This is a genomic window from Flavobacterium sp. UM26 (assembly GCF_057922445.1).
The window spans coordinates 191,454-216,732 of record NZ_JBVHCY010000002.1 but is presented as its reverse complement, the minus strand read 5'-3'; the positions used below and the strand labels follow the sequence as shown (position 1 = coordinate 216,732).

The window sequence follows — 25,279 nt, the reverse complement described above, 5'->3', positions numbered from 1 at the left end:
ACAATCAACAAAATCATGACAATCAACTGCAACGGTGAATTAATTGACTTATCTACACCCAAAGTAATGGGAATTTTGAATGTGACACCCGACTCTTTTTTTGATGGAGGTCGTTTTACCAATACTCGCGAAGTTTTACATAGAGTAGAACAAATGCTTACCGATGGTGCTACTTTTATTGATGTGGGAGGTTATTCGAGTAAGCCCAATGCAACAGCAGTTTCTGTTCAAGAAGAGAAGGCTAGAACGATACCTGTGGTAGCTTCGATAGTGCAACATTTTCCAGAAGCTATTGTATCTATTGATACATTTAGAAGCGATGTGGCGCAGTTGTGTTTGGATCAAGGAGCGGCTATTGTAAACGACATTTCGGCTGGATTTTTGGATCCGTTGATGTTGAAAATTGTAGCCAATTATCAAGTACCTTACATCATGATGCACATGAAAGGTACGCCACAAACAATGAATACACTTACGCAATATGATGATTTGATTAAAGAAATATTGTTTTATTTCTCGGAACGAATCGCTGCCGCACGCAGTTTGGGTATTTCTGATTTGATTGTAGATCCTGGCTTTGGCTTTGCTAAGACTATTGATCAGAATTTTGAAGTATTGCGTCATTTGGACCTTTTTAAATCATTGGAATTGCCAATATTAGCAGGAGTTTCTAGGAAATCAATGATTCACAAGACACTACAAATTACCCCCGAAGACGCCCTAAATGGTACCACCGTTTTGAATACGCTTGCCTTAGAAAAAGGAGCTGCTATTTTGAGAGTTCACGACGTTAAAGAAGCAGTAGAAACCATCAAATTATGGCAAAAAGTATCAATAAAATAAAAGTAATGAAATCAGTTGTTTTAAGTGTTTTGGCTTTATTCCTGCTAGCTTGCGAGGGGAAAAAAGAAGTACAATTGCCTAAGTCCAATCAATCCTTGGTGAGAACTATCGGCGAACATTCACCCGTTTATATTTTCTTTGGCATACAAGGAAAAGATACGCTTGCTGAATTGAATAGGAACAATACAATTAGTTCGACTCATTGGGTTTTCAATATTGATAAGCGATTGCCTTTGCGTTTGGTGATGCCACAAGTGATGAAAATGCAAGCCAAAAAAGAGAAAAGCATGCACAAAAGCGAAACTTCTGAAAACTATTTTTCGTATGCAGATAGTCTTCACAAAAACTTGGCTTTTGTTTCGTTTACGAATGTGACCTACAAGATGGAGAGGCCTAAGCATGGAACAGTAATCCTTTTTACATCAAAAAATAGTGTTATGATAGATGCTAAAGCATTAGACAAAGCTGCTTTGCAAGACTATTTGAATCAGTTGCCCAGTGATAAGCCTAGAACTTTGTATTTTGGTTTTTCAAAAGAAAGTAGTTTTGATACCTATATACAAAATCAAATTTTTATACAAAGCTTGCAATACGCTGGATTTGATGCCCATTCACCTCGACAAGAATTCATTTTTTAACAGCAAGTTTAACAAGTGATAAAACGCTTTCTTTTTGGGTGTTTATTGATGATGGTATGGTTCGTTACGCAAAATGGTAAACCCGCGATACAGTTGTTCAATAAAGAATAAACGCACCATTTGATGGGAAAAGGTCATTAATGAAAGTGAAATTTTGCCTTGCGCTTTGGCATAAACCGTATCCGAAAAACCATAAGGACCACCAATTACAAAAACTAAGGTTTTGATACCAGAGTTCATTTTTTTCTGCAATTCGGTTGAGAAGCCCACACTTGAAAAGGTTTTTCCGTTTTCGTCTAATAAAATTAACTGATCTGTAGGTGTGATTTTCGAAAGAATCAATTCGCCTTCTTTTTCTTTTTGCTGGCTTTCAGACAAGTTTTTCACATTCTTAATATCGGGTATAATTTCCAATTCAAATTTGATATAAAACGACAATCGTTTGGTATAATCATCGATTAAGGTTTGTAGTGCTTTATTGTCGGTTTTGCCAATGGCGATCAATTTGATATTCATAGGGTATTAGCTAAACAAAACGCAAAAGTACCGCAAATGACCGAATAATTGATATTTTGAATAAAAATTGCGAATCATTTTCAAAACACCTTGATAATGAGTAGATTTGGTCTTTAAAAAAGAATAGATTATGGAAATGTCTTTTACTGATTGGGTAGGTTATTTGGGGTCATTTGTTTTGATGGTTTCATTCTTGATGAAAAACATCACCACCTTGAGGATTATCAATTCTGCAGGCTGTTTTTTGTTTGTGATTTATGGTTTTATGTTGGGTGTTTCTTGGCCCGTTATCATCACTAATGCTTTTATTCTTGGGGTAAATATTTTTTATTTGACAAGAAAAAAAACAGAAAAAACAACTCCGTAAAGTTTCTGGATTGTTTCTTTTTTGACCTACGATTGGATTCGAGTGTCTTGATTGGTAACCAAAAAAAACACCAAAAAAGCGCAAAGGTCATTTTTGGTGTTTTCTAAGGGCAACGTGATAAAAAATGGGGCGAAGTCGGAGACGTTCGGGCAGTATACTTTAAGGTTTGTATACTTCTAAGAGCTAAGGGTTAGCGTTTTGGCTTCCACACGATTAAACTATCATTTGGTAGGTCGTATTCGTATATTTTTTTAGATATACTATCAATATAAATCCATCCATCTGAGGTAAATCTTGGTTCACTACCGTCTTCTTCTGCTACATCTTGACCAATATTAAAAATATAATAATTTGTAGAATCCGTTTTTTCGGTTCTGTCCAAGAGCCATTGTATTTGTTCCTTGTTTTTTAAAGCAGATTTAATAAGCTCATTGTCTGATTTTCTGATGTAATCCGCAATTAAGCCATCGTACCAATTTTGAGTTTTTGCTTCAGTTTTAGTTTCACTTACTGATGTTGGGACTTCTTTATTTAGCGATAAAGAATCAGTTTGTTGGTCAGCAGTTTGTTTGACAACTTCACTTGTCTTTTTGCACGACAAGAATACAATTGCAATTAATAATAAAAGTGTTTTTATGTTCATACTATTTTAATTCTCAATTATCTTGTTTGGTTGAAGCATAACTGCTAAGGTTTTGTTTTTTCAACAGATAAGTTCGCGCAGTATACTTTAATGGTTTGTATTCTTTGGAGAGCAGTGTGTTATCAGGCGTTGTTATTATTTATTTGATTTAAAACCTGCACTAAAAATTTTTTCAGAGTCTAGTACTTCTTCTGAAAAAACTACTGTTATTTTTTCAGGGTCTAAATTTGAATAGTTTAAAATAAAATATTTGCCAATCTTGCTTTCGTAGTTTGACGGACACTGTCCATAGTTTTTCTTATAAATTTTTCCGTTTACATAATACTTAAAATAACTACTAGAAGTTTTTGTGAATTCTTTACAAGAAACAAACTGACAAACTGTTGTTATTCTGTTTTCAGTAATTTCTTTTTTATAAAGATAACCTTTGAAAAAAAAAGATATAAACACTAAAAAGATTATTAATATTAGGCATTTATATATTCTTTCTTTCATAATTATAATTTCTGAGCTACAATGCTTGCTAACGGTTTACGGCTTGGCGTAGTGGCGGGTTTTTAGCACAAAAGTTCAAACGAAGAACTGCACTTGAATTTACCACAAAACTGTCATACAAAGCACTGCACCCGCCATTACGCCAAACCGCTGTTACCAGCTGGCGTTATTTAGTAATACATATGTTCAATTGTTTCATTGTCCACTAACTTTTAATACTTCAACTTTATTGTCTATAGGTGTTCTGATGTTTTTCAAATTTGTATAACGATAAGGAATTTGTCCAATTGAGCCATCAGATATTTTCAAATATTTTCCGTTGTCAATTTGGAATTTATGCCCTAGTCTGATTACAAGTCTTTCGTCACTTTCGTCTTTGTAAAGCGGGTGATTTGTTTTAAATATGTTTTTTCTTTCTGTAATTTGATAATCTAGGATTTCATAATAATCTTTTACACCTTTTTCCTTTATGTATGGTGCAAAATATTTCAAGTTCTTAAAACCAAATTTTGAAGGTTTCTTTGTTCCTGAAAAATAAAACGGAGATTCACTGTTTTCAAAACACAACATATGATTCTCTGAAGGCACGAACCCAATTAATACATATGGATTCGGAGATTCGTAAGAACTCTCCTTTTGAGGCGAAACATCATTTAGAACAGATTCTGTATCTAACCCTATAATTGTCTTTAAATGGTCTTCTAATAGACTTCTATTGGTATAGTCGTTTGGTCGCAATGGGAATGCACCAATATTAACAGACTCTATGGATTTGTAATAGTCTAAATTTTTAATGGTTTCAATTTCTCCTGAGCCAGGAAAAAGAATATATGCACCGATTACCTCTTTTTCAGGTTTAACTTTCTCCTTGTTTACATAATAAATTGCATCTCTGTAGCGATGCATTTGATTTATAGAATCTTCAGTCGGTAGGTCAGGTGAACCTTCCTTTTCATCAGAAGCCAATCGATATTTAGCATCATATAAATATGTAAGAACATATTTTTCCTTCAAGTCATTTTTAGTGATTCTTAAAACAATGTCTGGTCTTTGGTTTACGGTAAATGATTTTACATTTTGACTTTCTGATGTGTCATATGAGAAGTCATGGAACAAGTCAATTATTTCACCATTGGGTTTATTAAATGACACTTTGGATTTAACTCCACGCTCTATTTTAAAAACGAAGTCATCTATTTGTATTTCCGCTAAATCAACATCATCGGGATTGTCTTTACCTAATAGATTTTGTAATACATTTTTAATTTCAAGAAAGCACCATATTTGATAAAGGTCAGCGATATTTTTTAGTTCAATTTTCTGAATTCCTTCTAAAAACTTTAAGCCACTATTTAGCATTATCCATGATTTATAAATAGTGCTGTAGCCTGTTGCTTTCTGCAAAACAAGAGACTCTTGTTTTATACCTTGAAATTCATCTATTGTTCTAAAGAATGGATTAGCAGAAATTGTTTCAAACTGTTTTTCTATTGAATTAAGTTCAACTTTGAATGGGTCTGTAATTGAATTAGAAAAACGCTTTTCAATAAACGATTTTACTTTTTTGAATCTTCGCAGAGTTTGGGAAACAGCATGCTTGAAAAATCTATTTTCAGCTGTATTGGTACTCAATGTTTTATATTCTGAACGATAATTCCTGTTCGGTAGATGTTTAAATTGAGAATACTCTTCTTCTAATGTTGTTGTCCATTTGTTTATTCTATCAGCCTTTACATACTTCGTTTGTCTTATTATGCGACTATGGGGTTTATTTAAAATGAATTTTGATGATTGAATAAACTCGTTGTATAATCCACCAAAAACTTGCCACCATATTAAATCGGTATTAGGAGAATGCCCTAATTTAAATGAAGTGTATGTCTTCTTCAGGAAATCGAGAACGAGATAAGGATATTCTTTTTCAATATCTGAAACTATCTTTTCATAGTCGCTTCTGTAATTAAGTTTTGTTGGAAAAACCTCAAACTGAAAATTGATTTCTTGTAATATGTTTCCTATCGTATATCTGACAATTAAGTTGCTTTTTCCTAAGTCATTTCCAAAATTAATTGTGCCCGCAAGGAATCCTAATTCTTCCCTATAAAAGAACTTTTCTTCAACTTCTTTAAGTTTCGAATAAATATATGGTGATTGAACTAATGCTTTGTTTTTAAATGTAATTCCAATGAAGTAGTCTTTGTTTTCAAATATTAAAGGATAAGTTTTATCTGCATTTAATGGCACTAGAGACTTACTTTCAAAATTGTGAATAAAAATACTTCCTTCATTAACTAAATAAGAGGTAGCGGTTAAAATTTGAGATTGCTTTTTTTGAGCTTTATTAAAAGTAGTTTCAAGGTTATTACATTCAATAACCAAATCAAAATCATTATGTTCTATTTTTATAATTTGCATTATGACCAGAATGAAGTATAGCCACTAGTTGAAAGTCGTGCTTCCATTTCTTTAAGTTTTGCATTTGACTTTTTATAGTCAGCAGTTAAAACCCGTTGTAAATTGCTCAAAACGGAACCTGTTTTTGTTTCATCACCTTCAATTCTTGATAAAATTTTCATGCTAGTCATTTCGTCCAATGCATTTGTCAACCAATTTGCATTAGTTTGATTTAAACTGGCATAATAGCAATATATTAAAAATTCGTCTCTAACTCTGTAGGCAATTTTGAAGGGAGTTCCTTCTAATTCTGTATTAAGATTTATAAGGAAATCAACAACCTTTTTGCTTTCAGTAAATTCATTCACAACTTCTGCACCTGATGTAAAGTTTCCGATAACCTCTTTTGAGGAAATAAAAGTTTCGGGATAACTCCAATCATTTTTTGTATTATCTAATCCAGCTGTTAAGTCAACATTATTCATTTCGAATGTCATTGCACGATCAAGCACTTTTCTGCTGAATGAATGAGTAGTTTCATCCATGTTAACTGTACCAATTACCACAAGATTATTTGGAATACTGATTCCGTGTGAAAATTCATTTTCATCAAGGTCCAAATCCGCTAATAATTTAGAATACAGTGTGTGATTCTCAAAACTAGCTTTCGAAATTAAATAATCTGTTCCAATCTCTTCACCCTGCACTTGTCTTGTTTCTATGATACTCAAATACTCAGCAAAATACTGTTCTACAGGTGCAAGGTTCATTTCATCCAAGCAAAGTAAGAATGGCACGTCTACATTTTTCCAAGCTTTTGCAATGAACTGCAAAAAAGATGTAGTTATATATTTTTCCCCATTTATTCTACTCACATATCCCATCAGTTCTGAAGAGTCGTGCCAATTTGGACGCACAGGAATTAATTCAAAATTCCCTGGCTTTTTAGGGTTTGTTCTCAATTCATCTTTTGCACAAGTCTTGTAAGCCAATGTTCTTACTAATCTTGATTTCCCTGTGCCCGATATTCCCGCTAGAAGAATAAAAGGTTTAGTTTTTATGGCTGTTAGAATGTTCATATCCTTTGATTCTGTATTTTGAGATGGTGATGATTTTTGTTTTTTGACTGCTGGCCTATTGCCCTGTAATAGTGCAAGTGCTTCATTCAAAACTTCTGTTACTTCTTCATTTTTACTAAAAACTGGAATTAGGTCATTGATTTTTTCAATTTTCTTTTCGGGTTCATTGACATTAGGCTCATATAGGATTATAGCCATTGTTTGACCGTTAAAAGGGACTAGGTTAGAATAATTCCAACCTTCTGTCATTGGTGTCTTGTCTATAATTTTGAATCTGTAAAATGTTTCGAATTGAGTTGGATCTTGAGCAGTTGCAGATACATTATACCCCTGATCATTAATTAAATTTTTCCCGTCCTTAAATGATGGCCGCACTTCTTTCGAATCGATTTTTGTATAAAGCACAACTCTTTCAGTTCTATTTACCCAAAAAACTATATCTCCAATTTCATTGCGAGTGAAACGTTTTGAATCCCAATAGAAATATTTATCATCAGGTGTAATTAAAGTGCGGTAATTCTCAATTGTACTAGCACCATGTATATCGTATAATTTAATATTTACCATATGATTTGATTCTTCAATTTCGTAATTAAGTTTTCTTAAAAAGGCAACCGCTTCTACAGCATTAAAGGAATCGCTGTTTAGTATTTCGTTATTTGCATATTTATTTGCCTCACCTAAAACATACTTTGGAGGAAGCCTTTTTTCTCCTGATATTAGAAAATAAGTATTTGAAAGTCTACCCTTGGGTATGACATCAATATTTATCTCATTAATGGCTCTGTCAATATGCTCGTTTGTTATGTTCTTTGGAATACTCATAACTCATTATATTTTTTTGCACTTCCCTTAGCTTTTTCTATTGGATATTTTGCAGCGTTTCGTTTAATCTTTTCAAGGACAATTTCTTTTACATCAAAATTATATTTTTCCGCAAGCATAAAGGCAAAAGCAAATACATCTGCCAACTCTTCTCTTATCTTTTCTACGTTTGCTTCACTTGCACTTTTCCAAAGAAATAATTCAAGTAATTCTCCAGCTTCAACATTAATCGCTAGTGCCAAATCTTTTGGATTGTGAAATTGCTCCCAATCTCTTTCATTTCTGAATTTCAAAAGTGCTTGTATTATTTCTTCGCTTTCTTTCATGTTGGTATGTTTTTACGTTTGCTGGTAACTAGCATATAAGTCTAATAAAATAATACTTATCATATTTATATTAGAACCATAGGTCCCACTGTATTCAGACTTTTTTATTTCTCAAATATATTCTTTTTCCTGCAAAAAATATAAATAAAATCTGAAATATTCTTTAGTGTTTTGTTGCCTTAAACTCCTGTGATTGCCCGCGTGAGGGATAGCAGCTGGCTACCGAAGTAGCGCGTATAGCCCGACCGCAGGAACGCAAAGGGGCGAATAACACCTTTGCTATTCGCCCCTTTGTGGTACTGGGGTCACGCCCCAATTATGCTTTTTCTTTTTCGAAACGGTCGATGACTTCTTGGTAATAGGCTAAGGTGGTTTTCGCGATAGAAGCCCAACTGAATTGTTGGAGTACGCGTTGGCGACCGGCTTTTCCCATTTGGTTGGCCAAGGCTTCGTTGTCGAGCAAGAGATTGACTTTGGTGGCAAAATCTTGTTGGAAGGCTTGAGGATTGGCGGGGTTAAAATCGGTTCGGGAAACGGGGGCGAGGGGTACCAAAAATCCGGTTTGCCCTTCGACGATGATTTCGGGTATGCCTCCTACGGCGCTTCCTACTACGGGTGTTTCGCAGGACATCGCCTCGAGATTGATGATACCAAAGGGTTCGTAGAGCGAGGGGCAGGCGAAAACGCGGGCGTGGCTGTAGAGCACTTTTACTTTTTCTCTTGGGAGCATTTCGGAGATGAGGATGACGCCTTCGCGGGTGGCTTTTAGCTCGGCGATGAGTTGTTCGGTTTCGGCGGCAATTTCGGGCGTGTCTGGGGCGCCTGCACACAATACGATTTGGCAATTGGCATTGAAATGTTGTGCCGCAGCGATGAGTTGCGAAATGCCTTTTTGACGCGTGATGCGACCCACAAACAACACAAACGGAATGTTGGGGTCGATGCCTAATTCGGTCAACAGCGCATCATCAAAAGTGGGTTGGTAAAAATCTGGGTCGATGCCGTTGTGAATTACGGTTACTTTTTCGGGCGCTACGCCATAGGCTTCGATGACATCGGTTTTCATTTGTTCGCTTACGGCAATCACCCCATCGGCAGAGGCGTAGGCGTGTTGCTCTAACCAGCGCGACAGGAAATAACCGTTGCCGAGTTGCTCGACCTTCCAAGGGCGGTGGGTTTCGAGACTGTGGGTGGTCAAAATGAGCGGTACTTGTAGCAGTTCGCGCGTAAATACGCCTGCTAAATGGGTGTACCAAGTGTGGCAGTGCACAATGTCGGCCTCGGGTGTGGCTTGCGCCATTTCGACATTTTTGCTCAGGTTATGAAACATTTTGATGTGCTCGTTGCTTGGGTCTTTCATTTTGGTCAAGCTGGAGGTGATGCCTTGCACGTGCATATTTTGGGTGGTTTCGGATTGTGCCCCAAAACAGCGGACTTCTACTTGGGCGAGTTTGGCCAGTTCTTGGCTTAAAAAATCGATATGTACTCCCGCACCACCATAAATGTGCGGAGGAAATTCATTACTGTAAAGGGCTATTTTCATACGAAGATTTTTAGAGAAGTAAAAAAGCTTTGTTTTTTGTCTTTATAAAACTATAAAATTTAAGTGAGAAAGTAGCCGTGAATTTGATGATAATTTGATGTTAAACAAGTATTAATTGTAGTATTTATATTTTTTGGATGCTTGTTTTGGGAATAAAAAAAGCCGCTTCTTTTCAGAAACGGCTTGTATTGGAGTTGGTTCTTTATTTTTTATCCTCTATCACTATGGCAGGAATCTGCTTTTGTTGGATAAAGGCATTGAGTTCGGGTACTTTGACCGTTGCGATTTCGTTGACTTTCGCTACGGCGGCATCAATTTTTTTAGCCAAATCGTCGTACACTTCATAAGCGCCTTTGGTCGGTTTGGTGTCTCCTGAGGAAACATTGGAGCCCAATCCCGCCATTTTATCGTTTAGCATAATAGGGTAGGCGAGAACGTCTTGTGGGGCTTTGGCTTTGGGCTGCATCAAAGTAGCCTCGAGTTCTTCTAAAGATTTGAGGGTAGGCTCGGTCATTTTTTTCATTTCTTTGACCATAACCGAGTCTTTCATAGCGCCAACATAACTATTGATTTGTCCTTTAATTTTGCGGATTTTGTTAATGGCTACATGTGCTTCGTCTACTTTTTTGTTGACTTTTTGGTGGAATTCGAATTGTTCTTTCAAGTCGGCATCGGTCCCTTCGGCTCTTGGGTCTTTTTTGATGTCAAAGGTTTGCTCACCGATGATTTTTTTGTCTTCGATAAAACGAACTTTGTACGTGCCCGGAAGTACTTTGGCTCCCACGCCAGAACCGGCCCACATTACATTAGTACCTTCCACTTCGGTAGCATTGGGATAACGCATATTCCAAACAAATACGTTCATTCCGGCTTTGTTGGGTACGTAACCTGCTTTTTCTTTTTCCGTGTCTTGGTGGAATTCTTTGGCTACTTTTTGGGGTTCGCCTTTGGTATTTTTAACCGAAGAATACTTGATGATACTCTCGTTTTTGTCGTTCAAGAATTCGAGTTCTAATTCTTTGGTCGCTTTTGTTTTTTGATAGAAACGTACAATTACTCCATTTGGTGCATTGGTGCCCGCTGATTGGGTATCGCTTTGACGACCTTGTGTTCTGTAGGCAGTTCTCGGTTGGAAAAGGTGTTTTTCGCCTGTTACCTTTTTATCCATTATTTCGTGCAAAGGCGTAATGTCATCCAAAATCCAGAAAGCACGTCCGTGTGTCGCCACTACCAAATCTTTATCGCGTTTGTGAATTTGTAAATCACGAATAGGTGTAAGCGGTAAATTCAAGTTCAGTTTTTCCCAAGAATCCCCATCGTTGAAGGAAACATAAATCCCTCGCTCGGTTCCAGCGTACAAAAGACCAGGTTTGTTAGGGTCTTCGCGCAGTACTCTACAATATTCATCAGCAGGAATACCAGCGGTGATTTTCTTCCAAGTTTTTCCGTAATCTGTGGTTTTGAAAAGATAAGGAGCACGGTCGCCATACATGTATTTGTTGGCAGCCACATAAGCTTTTCCTTTGCTATGTTCCGAAGTGTGAATGATACTTATCAAAGAGAATTCCGGTAACATTGAAGTCGGAATGTTGACTTTGTCCCAGCTCGCTCCATTGTTTTTAGAAACATGAATGTACCCATCATCCGAGCCTGTCCAAAGCACGCCTTGTTCCGTTGGCGCTTCTGAAAAAGTAAAAATAGTAGCATAGACTTCCGCTCCTGTTTGGTCTTTGGTAATTGGACCTCCAGTGTCTCCAGTGGTTTTTGGGTCATTTCGGGTTAAGTCTGGACTTATGGCAGTAAAGGAATGGCCTCCGTCTTCTGTAACCAACACATATTGTGAGGTCACATACATTCTTTTGGGATTATGCGGAGAAAAAACAATAGGGTAAGTCCATTGAAAACGGTGTTTTTTGGCTTTTGCTGGTGAACCAATGTTGGATTCTGGATAAGGAGAAATGTCTTGTCCTTGTTTGGTTTTCGAATTGTATTTGCTTAATTGCCCATCATATTCTCCTCCATAAGTAAGGTCAGAGTTGGTTGGGTCGGCTTGAATGTATCCTGCTTCTCCACCTGCAACTGGAAACCAATCTTCTCTATCAATACTAGAACCAGTTGTTCTTGAAGCAATTCTAACAGAGGAATTGTCTTGTTGTGCACCATATATGTTATACGGAAAATCATTGTCTAAGGATACGTGGTAAAATTGACTCGTTGGAATGTCAATATCCGAAAAATTGGCACCTCCGTTAAAGGTAATTTCTGCTCCACCATCATCTCCAATAATAAAGTTTTCTGGGTTTTTCGGATTAATCCACACATCGTGCGTATCGCCATGTTGAACAGGTATTTTTTTGAAGTTTTTTCCACCATCGGAAGATTTCCAAGCGTCTACATTCAACACTATCAAACCGTCTTCATTTTTTGGATCGGCTTGTAAATTCATGTAGTACCAAGGGCGTTGCCACAAGTTTTTGTCTTCGTTGATAAGTGACCAATGTTCTCCAGCATCATCAGAACGGTAGAGTCCGCCTTTGTCATTTTCTACTAAAGCATACAAACGGTTGGAGTTTACAGGTGAAACGGCGATTCCAATTTTGCCCAATAGCCCTACTGGCATTCCGGGTTTGGTACTTAAGTTGGTCCAAGTGTCGCCTCCATCGGTAGATTTGAAAAGACCAGAATCGGTCCCTCCAGAAGACATAGAATGCCCATTTCTGTAGGCTTCCCAAAGTGTGGCATAAATCACTCTTGGATTGTTTGTGTCGATGCGCACCACCATTCCGCCGGTTTTGTCATTTTTAGACAATACCAATTTCCAGTTTTTACCTCCATCGGTACTGCGGTAAATACCACGCTCTGGATTGGAATGAAACGGATTACCCATTGCGGCTACAAAAACAATATCGGGATTGCTTGGATGTACTTCAATGTTCCCAATAGCATCGGCTTTGTCGAGTCCAATTTTAATCCAGTTTTTACCGGCGTTTACAGATTTGTACATCCCGTCGCCAAAGGAGATATTAGAACGCATATCAGCTTCGCCCATCCCAACATACACCACATTTGGGTCTGAAGGTGCGACTGTAATTGCTCCTACAGAGGAAGAAGTAAAGGTGCTATCCGAAACAGGTAACCATTCGTTGCCGCCATCGGTGGTTTTCCAAACGCCACCACCAGTAGCTCCAAAGTAGTACGTTAAAGGTTGGTCTGCGTGACCTGCTACTGCCAATGAGCGACCTGCTCTAAACGGACCAATGTTACGCCATTTTAACCCATTGAAGTAAGCAGTGTTGCCAGAAGATAAGGCTGTTTTGTCTTTTTTCTTGGCAGTATTTTGTGCTTCTATTGAAAGCGAGGGAAGTAAACAAAAGCTTAAGAGCAGTGCACCTAAGCGAAAGATCGTTTTTTGGTTTTCCATAAATTTATTTGATTTTAGAAAGTAATAGTTTCTAAAATTAAATAAATTCTTTCTTTTATTGTGTTTTCTTTATGGATTTTTGAAAAAGCACAGTTGCGATTTCAATGTAACTCCTCAATTGACGTGAGTTTATTGCTACTTAAATTGTGCTTCGAATTTTTTAAATCGGCGATCCAAATCGTCTAGTACTTGTTCTTTTACTTTAGACTCTTCGATAAAACTAAATCGGATACTGTTGTACACGTATTCCTTGATGTCTTTGTAGCTTACTTGTGGGTATCTTTTGGCCAAAAGCACATATTGTTCGGTTAGATTGGTTCTTAAAATACCAGCATCGTCCGTACTAATTACGATGGGTACACCAAATTCTTTATACAAACTAAACGGATGGCGGTTCTCTTTTACTTTCAGAATAAACTCGTTACTAGTCAAATTGATTTCGATAGCGATTTTGTTTTTCGCCATATAACGCAAGAGCTCGTAGTTGTTTTTTTCGTAGGCCAAATCTACTCCGTGACCAATTCTGTTCGCGCCCGCAGTGTAGACAGCGGAGTTGATGTGCCAAGTTAGTTCTTCAGGTTGCACCAATCCTAGGGTTAATTCACCCGCGTGCATACTGTATTTTACTTTTGGAAATTTGGCGTGGCAGTATTTATACATCAACATATGCAATTCATAATCTTTCATTGCTGTAGCGCCATCTTCTGGCGAAACGATATTCACGCCATCAATCAGCGAACTGTTATCAGCAGAAATAAAAGCGATTACTAAATTCTTAAACAAGTCTACCGGCTCCATAAAGCGCAACACAAAATTTTGATAGCGCATCGTGAATTGAGCATCATCAATCTTGAGGTCGTTATGCATTTTGGCAACAAAATTGGTGTTGAAATTAGCAGCGTATCTTGCGGCCTCTCTTTTGTTGAAAGTAGCAAACAATTGGTCCAGTGCTTTGAAAACCGCTTTTTCGTCTTTTTTGGCGACCAAGCTTCGGAGTACTTCGTTATAAGGAGTTAAATCCTCGGTATTCATATCACATGGAATCGTTGATAATTGGGTTTCGATATAACTGACTTGTTCTTTGATGGCGCGATTTTTCAGCTCGAGGAGCCCTTGTTCAAAAGTACCTTTGATGGTAGCGTCAAATTTTCCGAAGGATTCAAAAAACTGTTTATCAGAAGGGTAACTTACGCCGTTGAAGTCTTTGATAGACCATTTTTCGATGATTTTTTGTTGGTATAAGGGTAGCGCTCCATTTTTCTGAATCATTTCAAAGGATTCCCAAATTCCATCAGTGCCTCGTTGGGGTTGTACTTCTAAGGTTTCTAGATTGAGATAAAAATTATTTTTAATGGCGTAGGCTATCAGCGGTTCAGCATAAACAGAGCCAGAGTAGTGGTGGTGCAAATCGCCTCCTTTGGGCATTTGAGAAAAGAAAGCCGTGAGTTGGGCTTCGTTATTTCGGATGTTATCAAAATAAGTTTCAACGTTTTGAGCCGTTCCAAATGCAGTACTTAAAAGAAGTAAAAAGAGCGAAAATTTATTCATACTTTTTAGATTTAGTCGATTTGGGGTGCAAAAGTAGTTAAAAAAGCTCAGTTTTCAGCTGTATTCGTTAAAATACCAAGGATTTACTTTTGAAAAGGGAAATACGAAGTACACGAATTAGCAGAAAGTATAGCTGTTTTAGGGATGTTTTTTTGAAATAGAAAATCCGTTCTAATCCGTTCTATCCGTTTTATCCGTGGTTTAATTGAAAAAGTAAAAAAATCGGTTTAATCGAATTCAATATTTTTATACCAACTGCTTGTAAAATTTAAAAAAATAACCACATAGAATCATAGATAAAAGCAAATTTGAAAAGGAATGAAATAGAAATAGCACTATTTCACACATAGTAGTACTATGTGAAAAGTAAAACGTCTAATTTTTCTTTTATGACACTTTAAAATTCTATGTTTCTATGTGGTTAAAGAAAAATCATCTCTATTTAAGTCATTTTAGTACTGCTCAAAAAATCCGTTCTAATCCGTTTCATCGGTTACATCCGTGGCTTAAATAAGGATTGGTAAAGTCATTTTTCAAACTACAAAATCCCCAAGCCCAACAGCACAGTAAACACCATAAGCAGTAGCGCAACCAGTAATTGAATGCTCTTTAAGGTCACTTTTTCTAATAGTCTATTCCCAATAAACGCTCCTAAAAAAGCCGATAATGTGGCACAAATCACCAAGGGATAAGCAATGTTTTCGGCGTTTTGTGACCAGTTTTGTACATAGACACCCATTCGTGAGAGGTCAATCAAACAAGCAATAACGACGCCTGTTCCTATGTAAGATTCTTTTGTTAGTCCTGCTCTAATTAGGAAGGCAGCACGTAAAGCGCCTTGCATACCCGATAATCCTCCAAAAAAGCCACTCAATACTCCGCCCAACGGCAGGTATTTTTTATCAAAAGTAAGTTGCGACCAACTTGGAATAATTTCAAACAAAGCAAAAAATAGCAAAATAAAACCAATACAAAGTTTGATTGGTAAAAGCGTAAACGTATGGCTCCCGAGCGTGTAACTACCAATTGGTTGGGCAGTATTTAAAAAAGAAAGCAGATATGCCCCCACAAAAGCAAAAAGAATAGCCGGAATTCCAAAAGCCAGCAAGGCTTGTTTGTTGGCTTTTTGTCCCAACAAAAACAGTTTGAAAATATTATTCAAAAAATGCACGATAGCGGTCAATAAGATGGCCATTTCGATAGGGAAAAATAACCCAAAAACAGGCACTAGCAAGGTTCCCAAACCAAAACCCGAGAACAAAGTCAGTCCCGAACCCAAAAACGCCACCAAACAAATCAAGAAATAATCCATAGTTTTTATATTGAATGCTTCAAAAATACAGATTCTACCATTTCGGTGATTAAAAATCCGTTTTAATCTGTTACATCAAATTAAAATATGAGACTATCCGTTTCTCGTACCATTTTACAGAATAAATTAATTGTCGATTTTTACAGAAACTTTATCTTTTCTTCTCTCTGCGTCTTTGCGTCTCTGCGAGGCCAATTTCACGCAAAGGCGCAGCGTCGCAAAGTTTATATTCAATACTTTGAATTAGCAAATGTTATACAGTTATTAAACAAATCAATGTTAGGCTTCGGAAATCTAAAATGCAAATTGTATTTTTGAAAACAAAGAATAGTCATATATGAAAATTGTTATATCGCCAGCCAAGTCCTTAAATTTCGAGAAAGAATTGCCCGTAGACACTTTTACGCAGCCTGCTTTTTTAAAGCAATCCAAAATCGTGCACGCCGAGTTACAACTCAAAACACCCAAAGAACTAGCTAGCCTGATGTCGATTTCGGATAAACTGGCCGACTTGAATTGGCAACGCAATAAAGACTGGAAAACCCCATTCAAACCCAGCAATGCCCGTCCTGCGGTGTACGCTTTCGATGGCGATGTTTATACTGGTTTAGACGCTTACACGCTCTCCGAAGACCAATTGCCCTTGTTGCAAGACCGCTTGCGCATCCTTTCGGGGCTTTATGGATTGCTCAAACCCTTAGATTTGATTCAGCCGTATCGCTTAGAAATGGGAACCAAAATGCCCGTAGGCGAGAGCCAAAATTTATACCAATTCTGGAAAACCACCTTGACCCAAGCGTTGAATAAGGAGCTCAAAAAAGACGAACTGTTTGTCAATTTGGCGAGCAACGAATATTTTTCTGCCGTAGATGCCAAGGCACTCAAAGTGCCCGTAATCACGCCCGAGTTCAAAGACTACAAAGACGGAAAACTAAAAATGATTAGTTTTTTTGCCAAAAAAGCCCGCGGAATGATGGTGCGCTACATCCTCGACACCCAAGCCGAAACCCTTGACGATTTGAAAGGCTTCAATTACGACGGCTATGCCTTTGATGACAACTTATCCAAAGGCAACCAACTCGTTTTTACCCGATAAAAGCATCGCTAAAGACAGCTTGCTGTAGTTACTTCTATGGCCTTATTTGCCTTATATGGTTTGCAATAATCACGATGAACTTTAATCAAAACCTTAGATGACTCATATGTTTTAAGTAATCTACGTTTGATAATCTGTTTTAAAATAATTAGGGCGTGACCCCATCCACCCAAAGGGGCGAATAGCAAACGTGTTATTCGCCCCTTTGTCTGGCTGCGGTCGGGCTATCCATACTACTTCGGTAGTTTATTCCTATCCCTCACGCGGGCAATCACAGGAGTTTAAGATATCAAATTCGTAAAGAATATTTTAGGAAATTTTTATTTTTTTAGTAAGGAAAAGAATATATTTGGGAAAGTATAAAGTTTGAATATGCTCAGCCCCAGGGCTCTTATTTAGAGTTGATAGGCTTGGTTTTTCAGACCTATATACAAGTTGGCAGATATTAACCCTCAGAAACTTAAAATTAAATGAAAGTAAAAGAATTAGAATTGCTCTCAGAAGCATTATGGGAAAGTGTAAAAAACGATTTAAAGTTTTTCTCCTCAATACAAGTTTTTGTAAAAAAACTATCTGAAGTTGACTTCTCAGATTCTGCAAGTCTAATTGACATAAAAATGTTTTCTGATAAAATTGAAGAATTTTTTATTCGTTATAGACCAACGAACAGTCCTGGTGTATTATATTTTCCTCCTCCTCAAACTTCAACTAATGACACCACAGTTAAAAGAATTAACACTATTGTACAGCAACTTTGCTCATTAACAAAAGAAGAGTTAGATAAGGAATTTGAATTAATAAAACCTAAGCCACAATTAAAATCAAAAGGATTAGGCAAAATTTTTATAGGACACGGAAGAAGTAAGCTTTGGGCTAGACTTCAAATTTTTTTAAAAGATGATTTAAATCTTCAAACATTAACTTTTGAAGATGAATCAAGAACAAGCGAAAGCATAGTTAATATATTGAATGAATTTTTAGATAATTCTTCAATGGCAATTTTGGTTATGACTGCAGAAGATGAAACTGCAGAAGGGAAATCAAGAGCTAGACAAAATGTCATTCACGAAGCAGGTTTATTTCAAGGGCGCTTGGGTTTTGATAAGGTAATTATATTAAAACAAAATGAAATTGAAGAATTTTCAAATATTGCAGGTTTACAATATATACCTTTTTCAGGAGATAATATTGAACAATGTTTTTACGAGCTACAAAGAAAATTCAAAAAACTAGGACTGATTAAATAACATCTGCCAAATTTTGAGAAACTCTTCAAATAGAAACGAATGACAAAAGTTGAGATTTATAAAAAACTTAAAAGTTGTTGGTCTTAACGAAAAGACAATTAATTTAATATGAAACTTATTACTATGAGTCCTGAAGTACCCTTGCTAATTTTGATTCTTGCTATTCCAGTTTACTTTTTATCTATATGGTTTTTGAAAAAGTTCAAACTTGGGAAAGAAAAAAATAGAAAATTTTTAGCCATTATTCCGGCGATAATATTAAGTCCGATACTTTTTGGAGGTATAATACTACTATGGATTTTTTCTATTTCATATTATCCCAAAACTGATTTTAATAAACAAGAATGGGCATCAAATAAAGAGGAACGATACAAGATGTCGAATGATATTATGGAAAGCAACTTATTGATTGGGAAAACAAAGGACGAGGTTATTTCTCTTATGGGTAATGATTTTTATAAATATGACGACAATCACATTGCATATGACTTAGGATTTGTGCCCGGTTTATTTAAAATAGATCCTGATGTTTTAGACATCTATTTCAAGAATGGTAAAGTTTTTAAAGTAGGACAACATGAAACATGATAAATAAAAAATGACTACAAAAGCCAATCCTAAAATTAGTTCCAAACCTAGTAAAACTATAATCTCAACAAATATGAAAAAACATACCACCCTACTTTTAATGCTATTTTTTACTACGATAGCCTTCGCTCAAGGTGCAATGGAAACCCATAAAAAACAGTTTCAAAATTTAGTACAAGAATCATTTGATGAAATCTGGTCAAAATTAGAAGCTGAAAACATTGAAAAATACTATACCAAAGATTTCTTGCTTTTGGAACACGGCGAAGTTTGGAATAACGATACCATCTCAAAATATTTGAATAAAGCCAAACTCAAATTGCCCATTCCAAAACGAGTAAACAAAATTGAAATTTTAGATGTTAAAGTTACCAACAAAACGGCTTGGGTGGCTTATCACAACTACGCTACCATTTCTATTGATGATAAAATCATTCGAAAAGTACATTGGCTAGAAAGCGCCACAGCCATTTTAACCGACAAAGGTTGGAAGTTTGATATGCTGCATTCCACTCGTGTTAAAAGTGAATAAAAAAAGCTAAAGACTATAGAATTATTAAACCAAAAAAGCCGATTTCAATACTAGAAATCGGCTTTTTTGTTAATGCATCGCATCGGCGGGATTGATTTTGTTTTTTCCTTTTTTGACCAAAAGAATAAAAGGAATACACAACAAAAACAAATATCCTAAATACAAAAATATATCCGAAAAAGTAAGTACTGCGGCTTGTTGTGTTACCATCATTTCGAGGGTTTTATAGGCTTTTGCTAAGGCTTCGTTCATAGCATATCCTTTAGACATAAATCCCATTTGCAATTGGTGCACTCGCTGTTGTACTTCAAAGGAAGTAGTGTCTAAATAACCAATCATATTAACGCGGTGTTCTTGATTGATACGAGCGATATAAGTGGTGATGATAGCAATTCCAAACGAACCTCCCAACTGACGCATCATTCCTGTAAAAGCTGCTCCTTCGCCAATATGTTTCCCTGTTAAGGTTGACAACGATAGGGTAGTGATGGGAACAAATAAAAGTCCTAATCCTACACCTCTCAAAATCAAAGGCCAATACATATGCTCTTCTCCAGAATCTGGGGTGATGACTAAATGCATCCAATACGTAAAAGCAAAAAAGACAAAAAATCCAGCGGCAACCAAATACGTTTGTGGGATTCCTTTTTGAATCATTTTACCAATAAAAGGCATCATAATTCCTGTGGTTATCGAACTTGGAATTAATAACAATCCAGCATCAGTAGCACTCCATCCTAAAATCGATTGGGTATAAATAGGAATGATAAATGTAGAACCGTATAAACCAAATCCAAGAATAAAACACATAATGGTTCCAATTCTTAAGTTAGAGTCTTTGAGTACTCTAAGATTGACTATAGGGTATTCGTAAGTGAGTTCACGCCAAATAAAGAAAAGTAGACCGAAGAATGAGACGATGCTCAAAGTCACAATAACTGAATTGTTGAACCAATCATCTTGTTGCCCGTGTTCTAAAACAAACTGTAAGGAACCAATAAAAGCCGAAAGAAAAAAGATTCCCCACCAATCGACTTGGTTGGCTTTTAGTTTAACCCCGTATTTAGGACTTTTTATAAAAGAAAGTGTCAATAAAGCTGCAATAACTCCAATTGGAATATTAATATAGAAAATATAAGGCCAAGAGAATCGGTCAACAATATAACCTCCTAGCGGTGGGCCTAAGGTTGGCCCTACAATTACGCCCATACCATATATCGCCTGTGCCATACCTCGTTTGGCTAATGGGTAACTTTCAGTAACAATCGTTTGTGCAGTTACCAAAAGAGCTCCACCACCCAATCCTTGAATGAAACGAAAAGCCACCAATTCCCATATATTGGTCGCATTTCCACACAAAAAAGAGGAAACAGTAAAGATGATAATGGATACCGCAAAATAGTTGCGTCGGCCAAATTGTTGCGACAACCAACTGGTCATTGGGATTATAATTACGTTGGCAATGGCATAGGCTGTAATTACCCAAGCCACATCCGTAAGTGTAGCTCCCAAACTGCCTCGCATATTGTTGAGCGCAACGTTGACAATCGTGGTGTCAACTACTTCAAGCATTGCACAAAGCACACAAGTAATGGTAATTATTACGCGTCTAAAACCGTACTCAACTAAATCGTCCGTTTCTGTTTGTACCATTTTTGTAGTTCTTAGTTTTTTTAGTGATTAGCGATTAGTTCTTAGTGATTAGTCCTTAGTGAATAGTGCGTGACGAAGAGCCCTTAAAAGTTTGCCTGCTAACAGCTAGGAACTAATTACTAATCACTAATCACTAATTACTAATTACTAACATCTATTTATTTCAAATGAACATCAACTTCGACATTCATTCCTGGACGCAAAAGTTTGATTTTATTGGCATCATTAGCTTTGCTTAAGCTAATTTTTACAGGTAAACGTTGAATGGTTTTTACAAAGTTTCCTGTAGCATTGTCTGGAGGTAACAAAGAGAATCTTGAACCAGTAGCTGGAGAAAATGAAGTAATAGCGCCTACAAATTCATAATCAGGATAGGCATCAACTTTCATTGTTACTTTTTGACCGATTACCATTTTGTTTAATTGCGTTTCTTTAAAATTGGCCACAACCCAAGCTTCATCATTATTGATAATATAGAACAAGGATTGTCCTGCTTGTACCAATTGTCCCGGTTGTATGTCAATTTTAGACACTTGGCCATCTATTGCTGCTGTAACAACAGTGTAAGTTAAATTTAATTTGGCAGCGTCTAACACAGCTTGTGCTCTTTTGATATTGGCAGCAGCAACTTCTGTTTGTTTGTTCGAAACTTTAGATTTGGCTTCAATCACTGATTTCTGAAAAGAACTGGCACGTTGTTGTTGTTGTAACACTCTCAACTGACTTTCAGCTTCTTGTTTGGTTGCCAAAGCTTGTTCGTATTGTTGTTTGGTAATTGTATGATTCTTGTATAAGTTTTCATAACGAGCAAAATCACTTGTAGCTCTTCCTAATCTAATTTTTGCCGATTCGATGTTGCCCCCAGCAGAAAGTACATTTGCTTCAGAAACCGAAATACTTGCTAAAGCGCTTCCAATATCCGCTTTGGCTACTTCAAAACCACCTTCAGCACCAATCAATGCCGCTTTGGCTTCTTCAATTTTAACCTGAAAATCTTTTTTGTCTATCGTAAATAAAGTATCTCCTTTTTTTACAAAGTCATTGTCTTTTACATATACTTTACTGATATAACCTGCTACTCTAGGAATAATAGGCGTCATGTTTTTCTCAATTTGAGCATCATCAGTTTCTTCATGCGATTGTGCATGATTGTATTTGTAAATACCATAAATACTGCCAAGTACTAACAATGATACTGTGATAATTAGGAACTTTATATTTGTTTTTTTCTTTTCCATGGGACTGGTACTTATATTTTTGATGGGTTGAAAGTTGTGGTTAATTGTCCGGTTACCGATAGTAATTCGTAATATTTTTGAATGATATTGGCTTTGCCTAGGGCTTTATTGATTTTGGCAGTCAGTTGGTCTACATCAGCTTCCAATAAATCGTTGGTGTTAGAAAGTCCATTATCGTATTTGTCTTTTACAATTCGGTAATTTTCAGAAGCTTGGTCAATAGCTTCCGCATAAACAAGGTCTTGTTTTATCGCCAATTGATAATCTTCTATGGCTTTTTGTACTTGTACTTTGATGTAATCGGTCAAAATAGCTTCAGCGTTTTGTACTTCCATTGCCTTGCTTTCTGCAACTTTAACCAAAACATTATTTTTGAGTAAACTAGTAAAGTCATAGGAAATGCCAACACCTATGTTCATTGCGTTTTGTACACTAACCACATTGTGTAATTCAAGTGCGGTGTAACCTCCTAGTATGGCTATTGAAGGGAAATAAGCACTTCTAGCAATTTTGATATTCGATTGGCTGGCTTTTGATTGAAAACGAAGGGCTTCTAAATCCTTTCTGTTTTCCAATGCTGGAGTCTCATCTGAAGGGACATTGTTCATTTGAAAATTGACAAAATCACTTTCTTTGATTTCAATTTGAGTATTGGTATCCAATTTAAGGAGGTTGACCAAATAAAAGTTTACTATATTCAAATTGTTTGTTGCTTCGTCTATTGCCAATTGTATTTTAGAAACTTGCAATTGTGATTTTAGTAAATCATTACGTGGAATAATACCGTTTTTTTCTAAATCGATAAAATCAACTACACGTTGTTTGGCACGCTTTTGATTTTCTTTTAGAATTTCGATTGTCTTTTGCGCTTTGTACAAACTAGCATAATAATTAACGACTTTTAGCGCAATCTCTTCTTTAGATTGAACCGCATTGGCAGTTTCGGCTAAATAAAGATTGTCGTGCAAGGCAATATTATTTTGAATTTTGAAACCTGCGAAAACAGGAACACTGGCCGTAACTTGTCCTAATAGTAAACGATCCACAGGACCAGCTGCAAGTCCGCTTCCACCAGAACTGGATTTCATATCAATTTTGGCACTAGTTAGGTGCTGGTATTGACCTGAGAGTTTTAAATCAGGATATTGATTGTTTTTGCTGGCTTGTAGCTCGTATTTTTTGGTAGCTACTTTTGAAGTAGCAAGGGATATTTCGTTACTCTTGGTCCAAGCCAATTGTACAGCATCTTCTAGCTTAAGATGTGTTTTTTCTTGAGCGCTTACCGTCGAAGTTCCCCAACACAAAATCCCAAAGACAAATAGTGGGCTAATTTTCATAAATCAAAAGGGCTTTAATTGTTTGTTGTATGTGCTTTGTCAAGTTCGTCTTGATATAATTATTGTACAAAGTCTCTGTAGTCAAGTTCAATAGATTTTCGAAGTAGGTTTTATTCATATGGAAATGAAAAAAAGTACCTAAAATCGTTGGTGTTATTAATGGGATAATGATATCTTTTCTAAAAACACCTTTGCGTTGTCCTTCTTCAATAATGGATTCTAAGTATTTGAGATTGCCCTTACGAAATTCGTTGAACGCCATAAGGTTTTGTTCTCTTTTTTTTGACGAGAGTTCAAAATGTAGTATACGATAGATTCCCTTGTTGTTATTGATACGGTTAATATAAATTTCAATCAATTTATTTACCTTTTCAATAGGTTCTATTTCTTCTTCGATTAAACTTTCTAACTGTTTTTTGATATCTGAGGTGCGATACACAATTAGGGATTGAAGTAATCGTTCTTTGGAACCAAAGTAATAGGATATCATAGCAACATTGATTTTTGCTACTTTAGAAATATCCCTAATGGAAGTGCCATCAAATCCTTTTTCGGCAAAAAGAGTTTCAGCTACTTCAAGTATTTGGATTTGTTTTTCGGTAAACTCGGTTTTCAATACCTTGATTTTTTGTTAAACAAAATTAAACAACTGTTTAAATTAAACAATTGTTTAATTTTTATTTAACATAGTATTAACAAAATCAAAACAATCAATTATTGTTGGCGAATCGGAATCCATATTTGTTCTTCGGAGTTAGGATCTCCGTTTTTGTAATTTTCGCCCAATAGTTCAAAATGAGGTCGATGATCCAAAATATAGGGAGCGTTGGGTAGCCACTCAGTAAAAATTTGCTGAAAAATTGCTGTGTCCATTCCTTTATGCTCAAAAACGGCATAAAGCCCAGTGGGGAGGGTAAAGGACTCCATATCTTTAGGGATTTTTTCAAAAGCATTCACCGCTACAGCCGCCCATTTTTCAAAAGACTTAGCAGGATTAAAAGTTTCAAAATAATCTTTGCTGTAGTTTTGAACCGAATAAAAATCGTTGCCTATTCTGTTGGTAATGCCTTTTCGATTTAGCATAAAATCCTGCCAAAGGGCTTGCGTTTGATTGTCAAGTAACGACATGCTTCTTTTTTTACCAACCAATTTGGTTTCTGTTAAAGTAATAAGGGTTGGCTTTAGCATTGCTTTTCTTTTTTTAGACAAACACTTGTAGCTACGTCGTCATAAGGGGGATAATTAGGGATGATTTTATACCCTAGTTTTTGATATAATGCAATGGCTACAGGATTGTTAGTGCCGGTTTCAAGTACATAACTGTTGTATTGCAGTTCGTTGGCCCATTGCTCAAGTTCTGCTATAATTTGATGGGCTACTTGTTTGCCTCGGAAAGATGCTACTACAAACATTCGCTTGATTTCAACACTTTTTTCGTCAAATGCTTTAAAAGCACCACAGCCTATGGCTTCATCTTCATAATAAGCTACGACTACATGCTTTATATGGTCGGTTTTGTTATGTTGTGCATAAAAATCGTGATCTTCATCGTCTTTAGATCGCAGAAATTGATCCAAAAGCAGGACTAGTTTTTGAAAATCAGAATCGTTGGATGTGGTTCTTTTTAGTAGCATTTTG

At 36.3% G+C, this 25,279-nt stretch carries 23 protein-coding genes; 7 read left to right on the top strand and 16 right to left on the bottom strand.

Going from position 1 to position 25,279, the window contains the following annotated elements; all coding sequences use genetic code 11:
• Nucleotides 1–15 precede the first annotated feature (15 nt).
• Nucleotides 16–843, top strand: a complete 828-nt coding sequence (gene folP, locus ACZ1AQ_RS03355) for a dihydropteroate synthase (protein ID WP_489631532.1) — start codon at nt 16–18, stop codon at nt 841–843.
• The gene (locus tag ACZ1AQ_RS03350) at nt 819–1,481 is read left to right on the top strand and encodes a hypothetical protein (RefSeq protein WP_489631531.1); all 663 of its coding nucleotides are present in this window, start codon (nt 819–821) and stop codon (nt 1,479–1,481) included. The genes folP and ACZ1AQ_RS03350 overlap by 25 nt, the downstream gene beginning before the upstream one ends.
• Before the next feature lie 42 nt (nt 1,482–1,523).
• On the opposite strand, the gene rlmH is transcribed toward ACZ1AQ_RS03350, so the two are convergent.
• Nucleotides 1,524–1,997 carry a 23S rRNA (pseudouridine(1915)-N(3))-methyltransferase RlmH gene (gene rlmH / locus ACZ1AQ_RS03345; RefSeq protein WP_064713919.1) on the bottom strand — a complete coding sequence of 158 codons (474 nt, stop codon included), beginning with the start codon at nt 1,995–1,997 and terminating at the stop codon, nt 1,524–1,526.
• 130 nt (nt 1,998–2,127) lie between these two features.
• Between rlmH and ACZ1AQ_RS03340 the strand changes: the two genes are divergently transcribed.
• A complete protein-coding gene (locus ACZ1AQ_RS03340) occupies nt 2,128–2,364 on the top strand; it encodes a uroporphyrinogen decarboxylase (RefSeq protein WP_489631530.1) in 237 nt (78 codons plus the stop codon).
• A 190-nt stretch (nt 2,365–2,554) separates the two neighbouring features.
• On the opposite strand, the gene ACZ1AQ_RS03335 is transcribed toward ACZ1AQ_RS03340, so the two are convergent.
• The 9 genes from ACZ1AQ_RS03335 to ACZ1AQ_RS03295 all read right to left on the bottom strand — a co-directional run bounded on the left by ACZ1AQ_RS03335 (nt 2,555) and on the right by ACZ1AQ_RS03295 (nt 15,950).
• A complete protein-coding gene (locus ACZ1AQ_RS03335; protein WP_489631529.1) occupies nt 2,555–3,007 on the bottom strand; it encodes a hypothetical protein in 453 nt (150 codons plus the stop codon).
• 135 nt (nt 3,008–3,142) lie between these two features.
• Complete coding sequence (locus ACZ1AQ_RS03330) at nt 3,143–3,502, bottom strand: hypothetical protein (protein ID WP_489631528.1); 360 nt, start codon at nt 3,500–3,502, stop codon at nt 3,143–3,145.
• Between the two features lie 195 nt (nt 3,503–3,697).
• A complete protein-coding gene (locus tag ACZ1AQ_RS03325) occupies nt 3,698–5,917 on the bottom strand; it encodes a DUF2357 domain-containing protein (protein WP_489631527.1) in 2,220 nt (739 codons plus the stop codon).
• Nucleotides 5,917–7,800 (bottom strand): McrB family protein, encoded by a 1,884-nt coding sequence (locus tag ACZ1AQ_RS03320; RefSeq protein ID WP_489631526.1) that lies wholly within the window; start codon nt 7,798–7,800, stop codon nt 5,917–5,919. The genes ACZ1AQ_RS03325 and ACZ1AQ_RS03320 overlap by 1 nt, the downstream gene beginning before the upstream one ends.
• Nucleotides 7,797–8,126: a nucleotide pyrophosphohydrolase gene (locus ACZ1AQ_RS03315; RefSeq protein WP_489631525.1), complete on the bottom strand. Its 330-nt coding sequence runs from the start codon at nt 8,124–8,126 to the stop codon at nt 7,797–7,799. The genes ACZ1AQ_RS03320 and ACZ1AQ_RS03315 overlap by 4 nt, the downstream gene beginning before the upstream one ends.
• Before the next feature lie 316 nt (nt 8,127–8,442).
• Nucleotides 8,443–9,669, bottom strand: a complete 1,227-nt coding sequence (glgA, locus tag ACZ1AQ_RS03310; protein WP_489631524.1) for a glycogen synthase — start codon at nt 9,667–9,669, stop codon at nt 8,443–8,445.
• A gap of 202 nt (nt 9,670–9,871) precedes the next feature.
• Nucleotides 9,872–13,090, bottom strand: coding sequence for a WD40/YVTN/BNR-like repeat-containing protein (locus tag ACZ1AQ_RS03305; protein WP_489631523.1), 3,219 nt, complete (start codon nt 13,088–13,090; stop codon nt 9,872–9,874).
• Between the two features lie 135 nt (nt 13,091–13,225).
• Nucleotides 13,226–14,638, bottom strand: a complete 1,413-nt coding sequence (locus ACZ1AQ_RS03300) for an amidohydrolase family protein (RefSeq protein ID WP_489631522.1) — start codon at nt 14,636–14,638, stop codon at nt 13,226–13,228.
• A 538-nt stretch (nt 14,639–15,176) separates the two neighbouring features.
• A complete protein-coding gene (locus ACZ1AQ_RS03295) occupies nt 15,177–15,950 on the bottom strand; it encodes a TSUP family transporter (protein WP_489631521.1) in 774 nt (257 codons plus the stop codon).
• Nucleotides 15,951–16,287: 337 nt separating this feature from the next.
• Here ACZ1AQ_RS03295 and yaaA point away from each other — a divergent pair, with 337 nt between their 5' ends.
• From yaaA to ACZ1AQ_RS03275, 4 genes are all read left to right on the top strand, one after another.
• Nucleotides 16,288–17,046, top strand: a complete 759-nt coding sequence (gene yaaA / locus ACZ1AQ_RS03290; protein ID WP_489631520.1) for a peroxide stress protein YaaA — start codon at nt 16,288–16,290, stop codon at nt 17,044–17,046.
• Between the two features lie 470 nt (nt 17,047–17,516).
• A complete protein-coding gene (locus tag ACZ1AQ_RS03285) occupies nt 17,517–18,293 on the top strand; it encodes a TIR domain-containing protein (protein WP_489631519.1) in 777 nt (258 codons plus the stop codon).
• A 108-nt stretch (nt 18,294–18,401) separates the two neighbouring features.
• Nucleotides 18,402–18,881 (top strand): hypothetical protein, encoded by a 480-nt coding sequence (locus ACZ1AQ_RS03280; RefSeq protein ID WP_489631518.1) that lies wholly within the window; start codon nt 18,402–18,404, stop codon nt 18,879–18,881.
• Nucleotides 18,882–18,954: 73 nt separating this feature from the next.
• A complete protein-coding gene (locus ACZ1AQ_RS03275; RefSeq protein ID WP_489631517.1) occupies nt 18,955–19,413 on the top strand; it encodes a DUF4440 domain-containing protein in 459 nt (152 codons plus the stop codon).
• Between the two features lie 69 nt (nt 19,414–19,482).
• On the opposite strand, the gene ACZ1AQ_RS03270 is transcribed toward ACZ1AQ_RS03275, so the two are convergent.
• From ACZ1AQ_RS03270 to ACZ1AQ_RS03245, 6 genes are all read right to left on the bottom strand, one after another.
• Complete coding sequence (locus ACZ1AQ_RS03270; RefSeq protein ID WP_489631516.1) at nt 19,483–21,066, bottom strand: DHA2 family efflux MFS transporter permease subunit; 1,584 nt, start codon at nt 21,064–21,066, stop codon at nt 19,483–19,485.
• 158 nt (nt 21,067–21,224) lie between these two features.
• Nucleotides 21,225–22,304, bottom strand: a complete 1,080-nt coding sequence (locus ACZ1AQ_RS03265; RefSeq protein WP_489631515.1) for an HlyD family secretion protein — start codon at nt 22,302–22,304, stop codon at nt 21,225–21,227.
• 11 nt (nt 22,305–22,315) lie between these two features.
• The gene (locus ACZ1AQ_RS03260; protein WP_489631514.1) at nt 22,316–23,641 is read right to left on the bottom strand and encodes a TolC family protein; all 1,326 of its coding nucleotides are present in this window, start codon (nt 23,639–23,641) and stop codon (nt 22,316–22,318) included.
• The gene (locus ACZ1AQ_RS03255) at nt 23,631–24,257 is read right to left on the bottom strand and encodes a TetR family transcriptional regulator (protein WP_489631513.1); all 627 of its coding nucleotides are present in this window, start codon (nt 24,255–24,257) and stop codon (nt 23,631–23,633) included. Before ACZ1AQ_RS03255 ends, ACZ1AQ_RS03260 begins: the two co-directional genes overlap by 11 nt.
• Before the next feature lie 98 nt (nt 24,258–24,355).
• The gene (locus ACZ1AQ_RS03250) at nt 24,356–24,829 is read right to left on the bottom strand and encodes a GyrI-like domain-containing protein (protein WP_489631512.1); all 474 of its coding nucleotides are present in this window, start codon (nt 24,827–24,829) and stop codon (nt 24,356–24,358) included.
• The gene (locus tag ACZ1AQ_RS03245) at nt 24,823–25,275 is read right to left on the bottom strand and encodes a GNAT family N-acetyltransferase (protein WP_438059623.1); all 453 of its coding nucleotides are present in this window, start codon (nt 25,273–25,275) and stop codon (nt 24,823–24,825) included. The genes ACZ1AQ_RS03250 and ACZ1AQ_RS03245 overlap by 7 nt, the downstream gene beginning before the upstream one ends.
• Nucleotides 25,276–25,279 lie beyond the last annotated feature (4 nt).

What these genes read in the sequence shown, in the direction of transcription:
- ACZ1AQ_RS03260 (WP_489631514.1), bottom strand. Translation starts at nt 23,641, where the DNA reads ATGAAAATTAGCCCACTATTTGTCTTTGGGATTTTGTGTTGGGGAACT.
- ACZ1AQ_RS03315 (WP_489631525.1), bottom strand. Translation starts at nt 8,126, where the DNA reads ATGAAAGAAAGCGAAGAAATAATACAAGCACTTTTGAAATTCAGAAAT.
- ACZ1AQ_RS03270 (WP_489631516.1), bottom strand. Translation starts at nt 21,066, where the DNA reads ATGGTACAAACAGAAACGGACGATTTAGTTGAGTACGGTTTTAGACGC.
- ACZ1AQ_RS03280 (WP_489631518.1), top strand. Translation starts at nt 18,402, where the DNA reads ATGAAACTTATTACTATGAGTCCTGAAGTACCCTTGCTAATTTTGATT.
- ACZ1AQ_RS03275 (WP_489631517.1), top strand. Translation starts at nt 18,955, where the DNA reads ATGAAAAAACATACCACCCTACTTTTAATGCTATTTTTTACTACGATA.
- ACZ1AQ_RS03295 (WP_489631521.1), bottom strand. Translation starts at nt 15,950, where the DNA reads ATGGATTATTTCTTGATTTGTTTGGTGGCGTTTTTGGGTTCGGGACTG.
- glgA (WP_489631524.1), bottom strand. Translation starts at nt 9,669, where the DNA reads ATGAAAATAGCCCTTTACAGTAATGAATTTCCTCCGCACATTTATGGT.
- ACZ1AQ_RS03305 (WP_489631523.1), bottom strand. Translation starts at nt 13,090, where the DNA reads ATGGAAAACCAAAAAACGATCTTTCGCTTAGGTGCACTGCTCTTAAGC.
- yaaA (WP_489631520.1), top strand. Translation starts at nt 16,288, where the DNA reads ATGAAAATTGTTATATCGCCAGCCAAGTCCTTAAATTTCGAGAAAGAA.
- ACZ1AQ_RS03335 (WP_489631529.1), bottom strand. Translation starts at nt 3,007, where the DNA reads ATGAACATAAAAACACTTTTATTATTAATTGCAATTGTATTCTTGTCG.
- ACZ1AQ_RS03350 (WP_489631531.1), top strand. Translation starts at nt 819, where the DNA reads ATGGCAAAAAGTATCAATAAAATAAAAGTAATGAAATCAGTTGTTTTA.
- ACZ1AQ_RS03330 (WP_489631528.1), bottom strand. Translation starts at nt 3,502, where the DNA reads ATGAAAGAAAGAATATATAAATGCCTAATATTAATAATCTTTTTAGTG.
- folP (WP_489631532.1), top strand. Translation starts at nt 16, where the DNA reads ATGACAATCAACTGCAACGGTGAATTAATTGACTTATCTACACCCAAA.
- ACZ1AQ_RS03285 (WP_489631519.1), top strand. Translation starts at nt 17,517, where the DNA reads ATGAAAGTAAAAGAATTAGAATTGCTCTCAGAAGCATTATGGGAAAGT.
- ACZ1AQ_RS03320 (WP_489631526.1), bottom strand. Translation starts at nt 7,800, where the DNA reads ATGAGTATTCCAAAGAACATAACAAACGAGCATATTGACAGAGCCATT.
- ACZ1AQ_RS03250 (WP_489631512.1), bottom strand. Translation starts at nt 24,829, where the DNA reads ATGCTAAAGCCAACCCTTATTACTTTAACAGAAACCAAATTGGTTGGT.
- ACZ1AQ_RS03340 (WP_489631530.1), top strand. Translation starts at nt 2,128, where the DNA reads ATGGAAATGTCTTTTACTGATTGGGTAGGTTATTTGGGGTCATTTGTT.
- rlmH (WP_064713919.1), bottom strand. Translation starts at nt 1,997, where the DNA reads ATGAATATCAAATTGATCGCCATTGGCAAAACCGACAATAAAGCACTA.
- ACZ1AQ_RS03265 (WP_489631515.1), bottom strand. Translation starts at nt 22,304, where the DNA reads ATGGAAAAGAAAAAAACAAATATAAAGTTCCTAATTATCACAGTATCA.
- ACZ1AQ_RS03325 (WP_489631527.1), bottom strand. Translation starts at nt 5,917, where the DNA reads ATGCAAATTATAAAAATAGAACATAATGATTTTGATTTGGTTATTGAA.
- ACZ1AQ_RS03300 (WP_489631522.1), bottom strand. Translation starts at nt 14,638, where the DNA reads ATGAATAAATTTTCGCTCTTTTTACTTCTTTTAAGTACTGCATTTGGA.
- ACZ1AQ_RS03245 (WP_438059623.1), bottom strand. Translation starts at nt 25,275, where the DNA reads ATGCTACTAAAAAGAACCACATCCAACGATTCTGATTTTCAAAAACTA.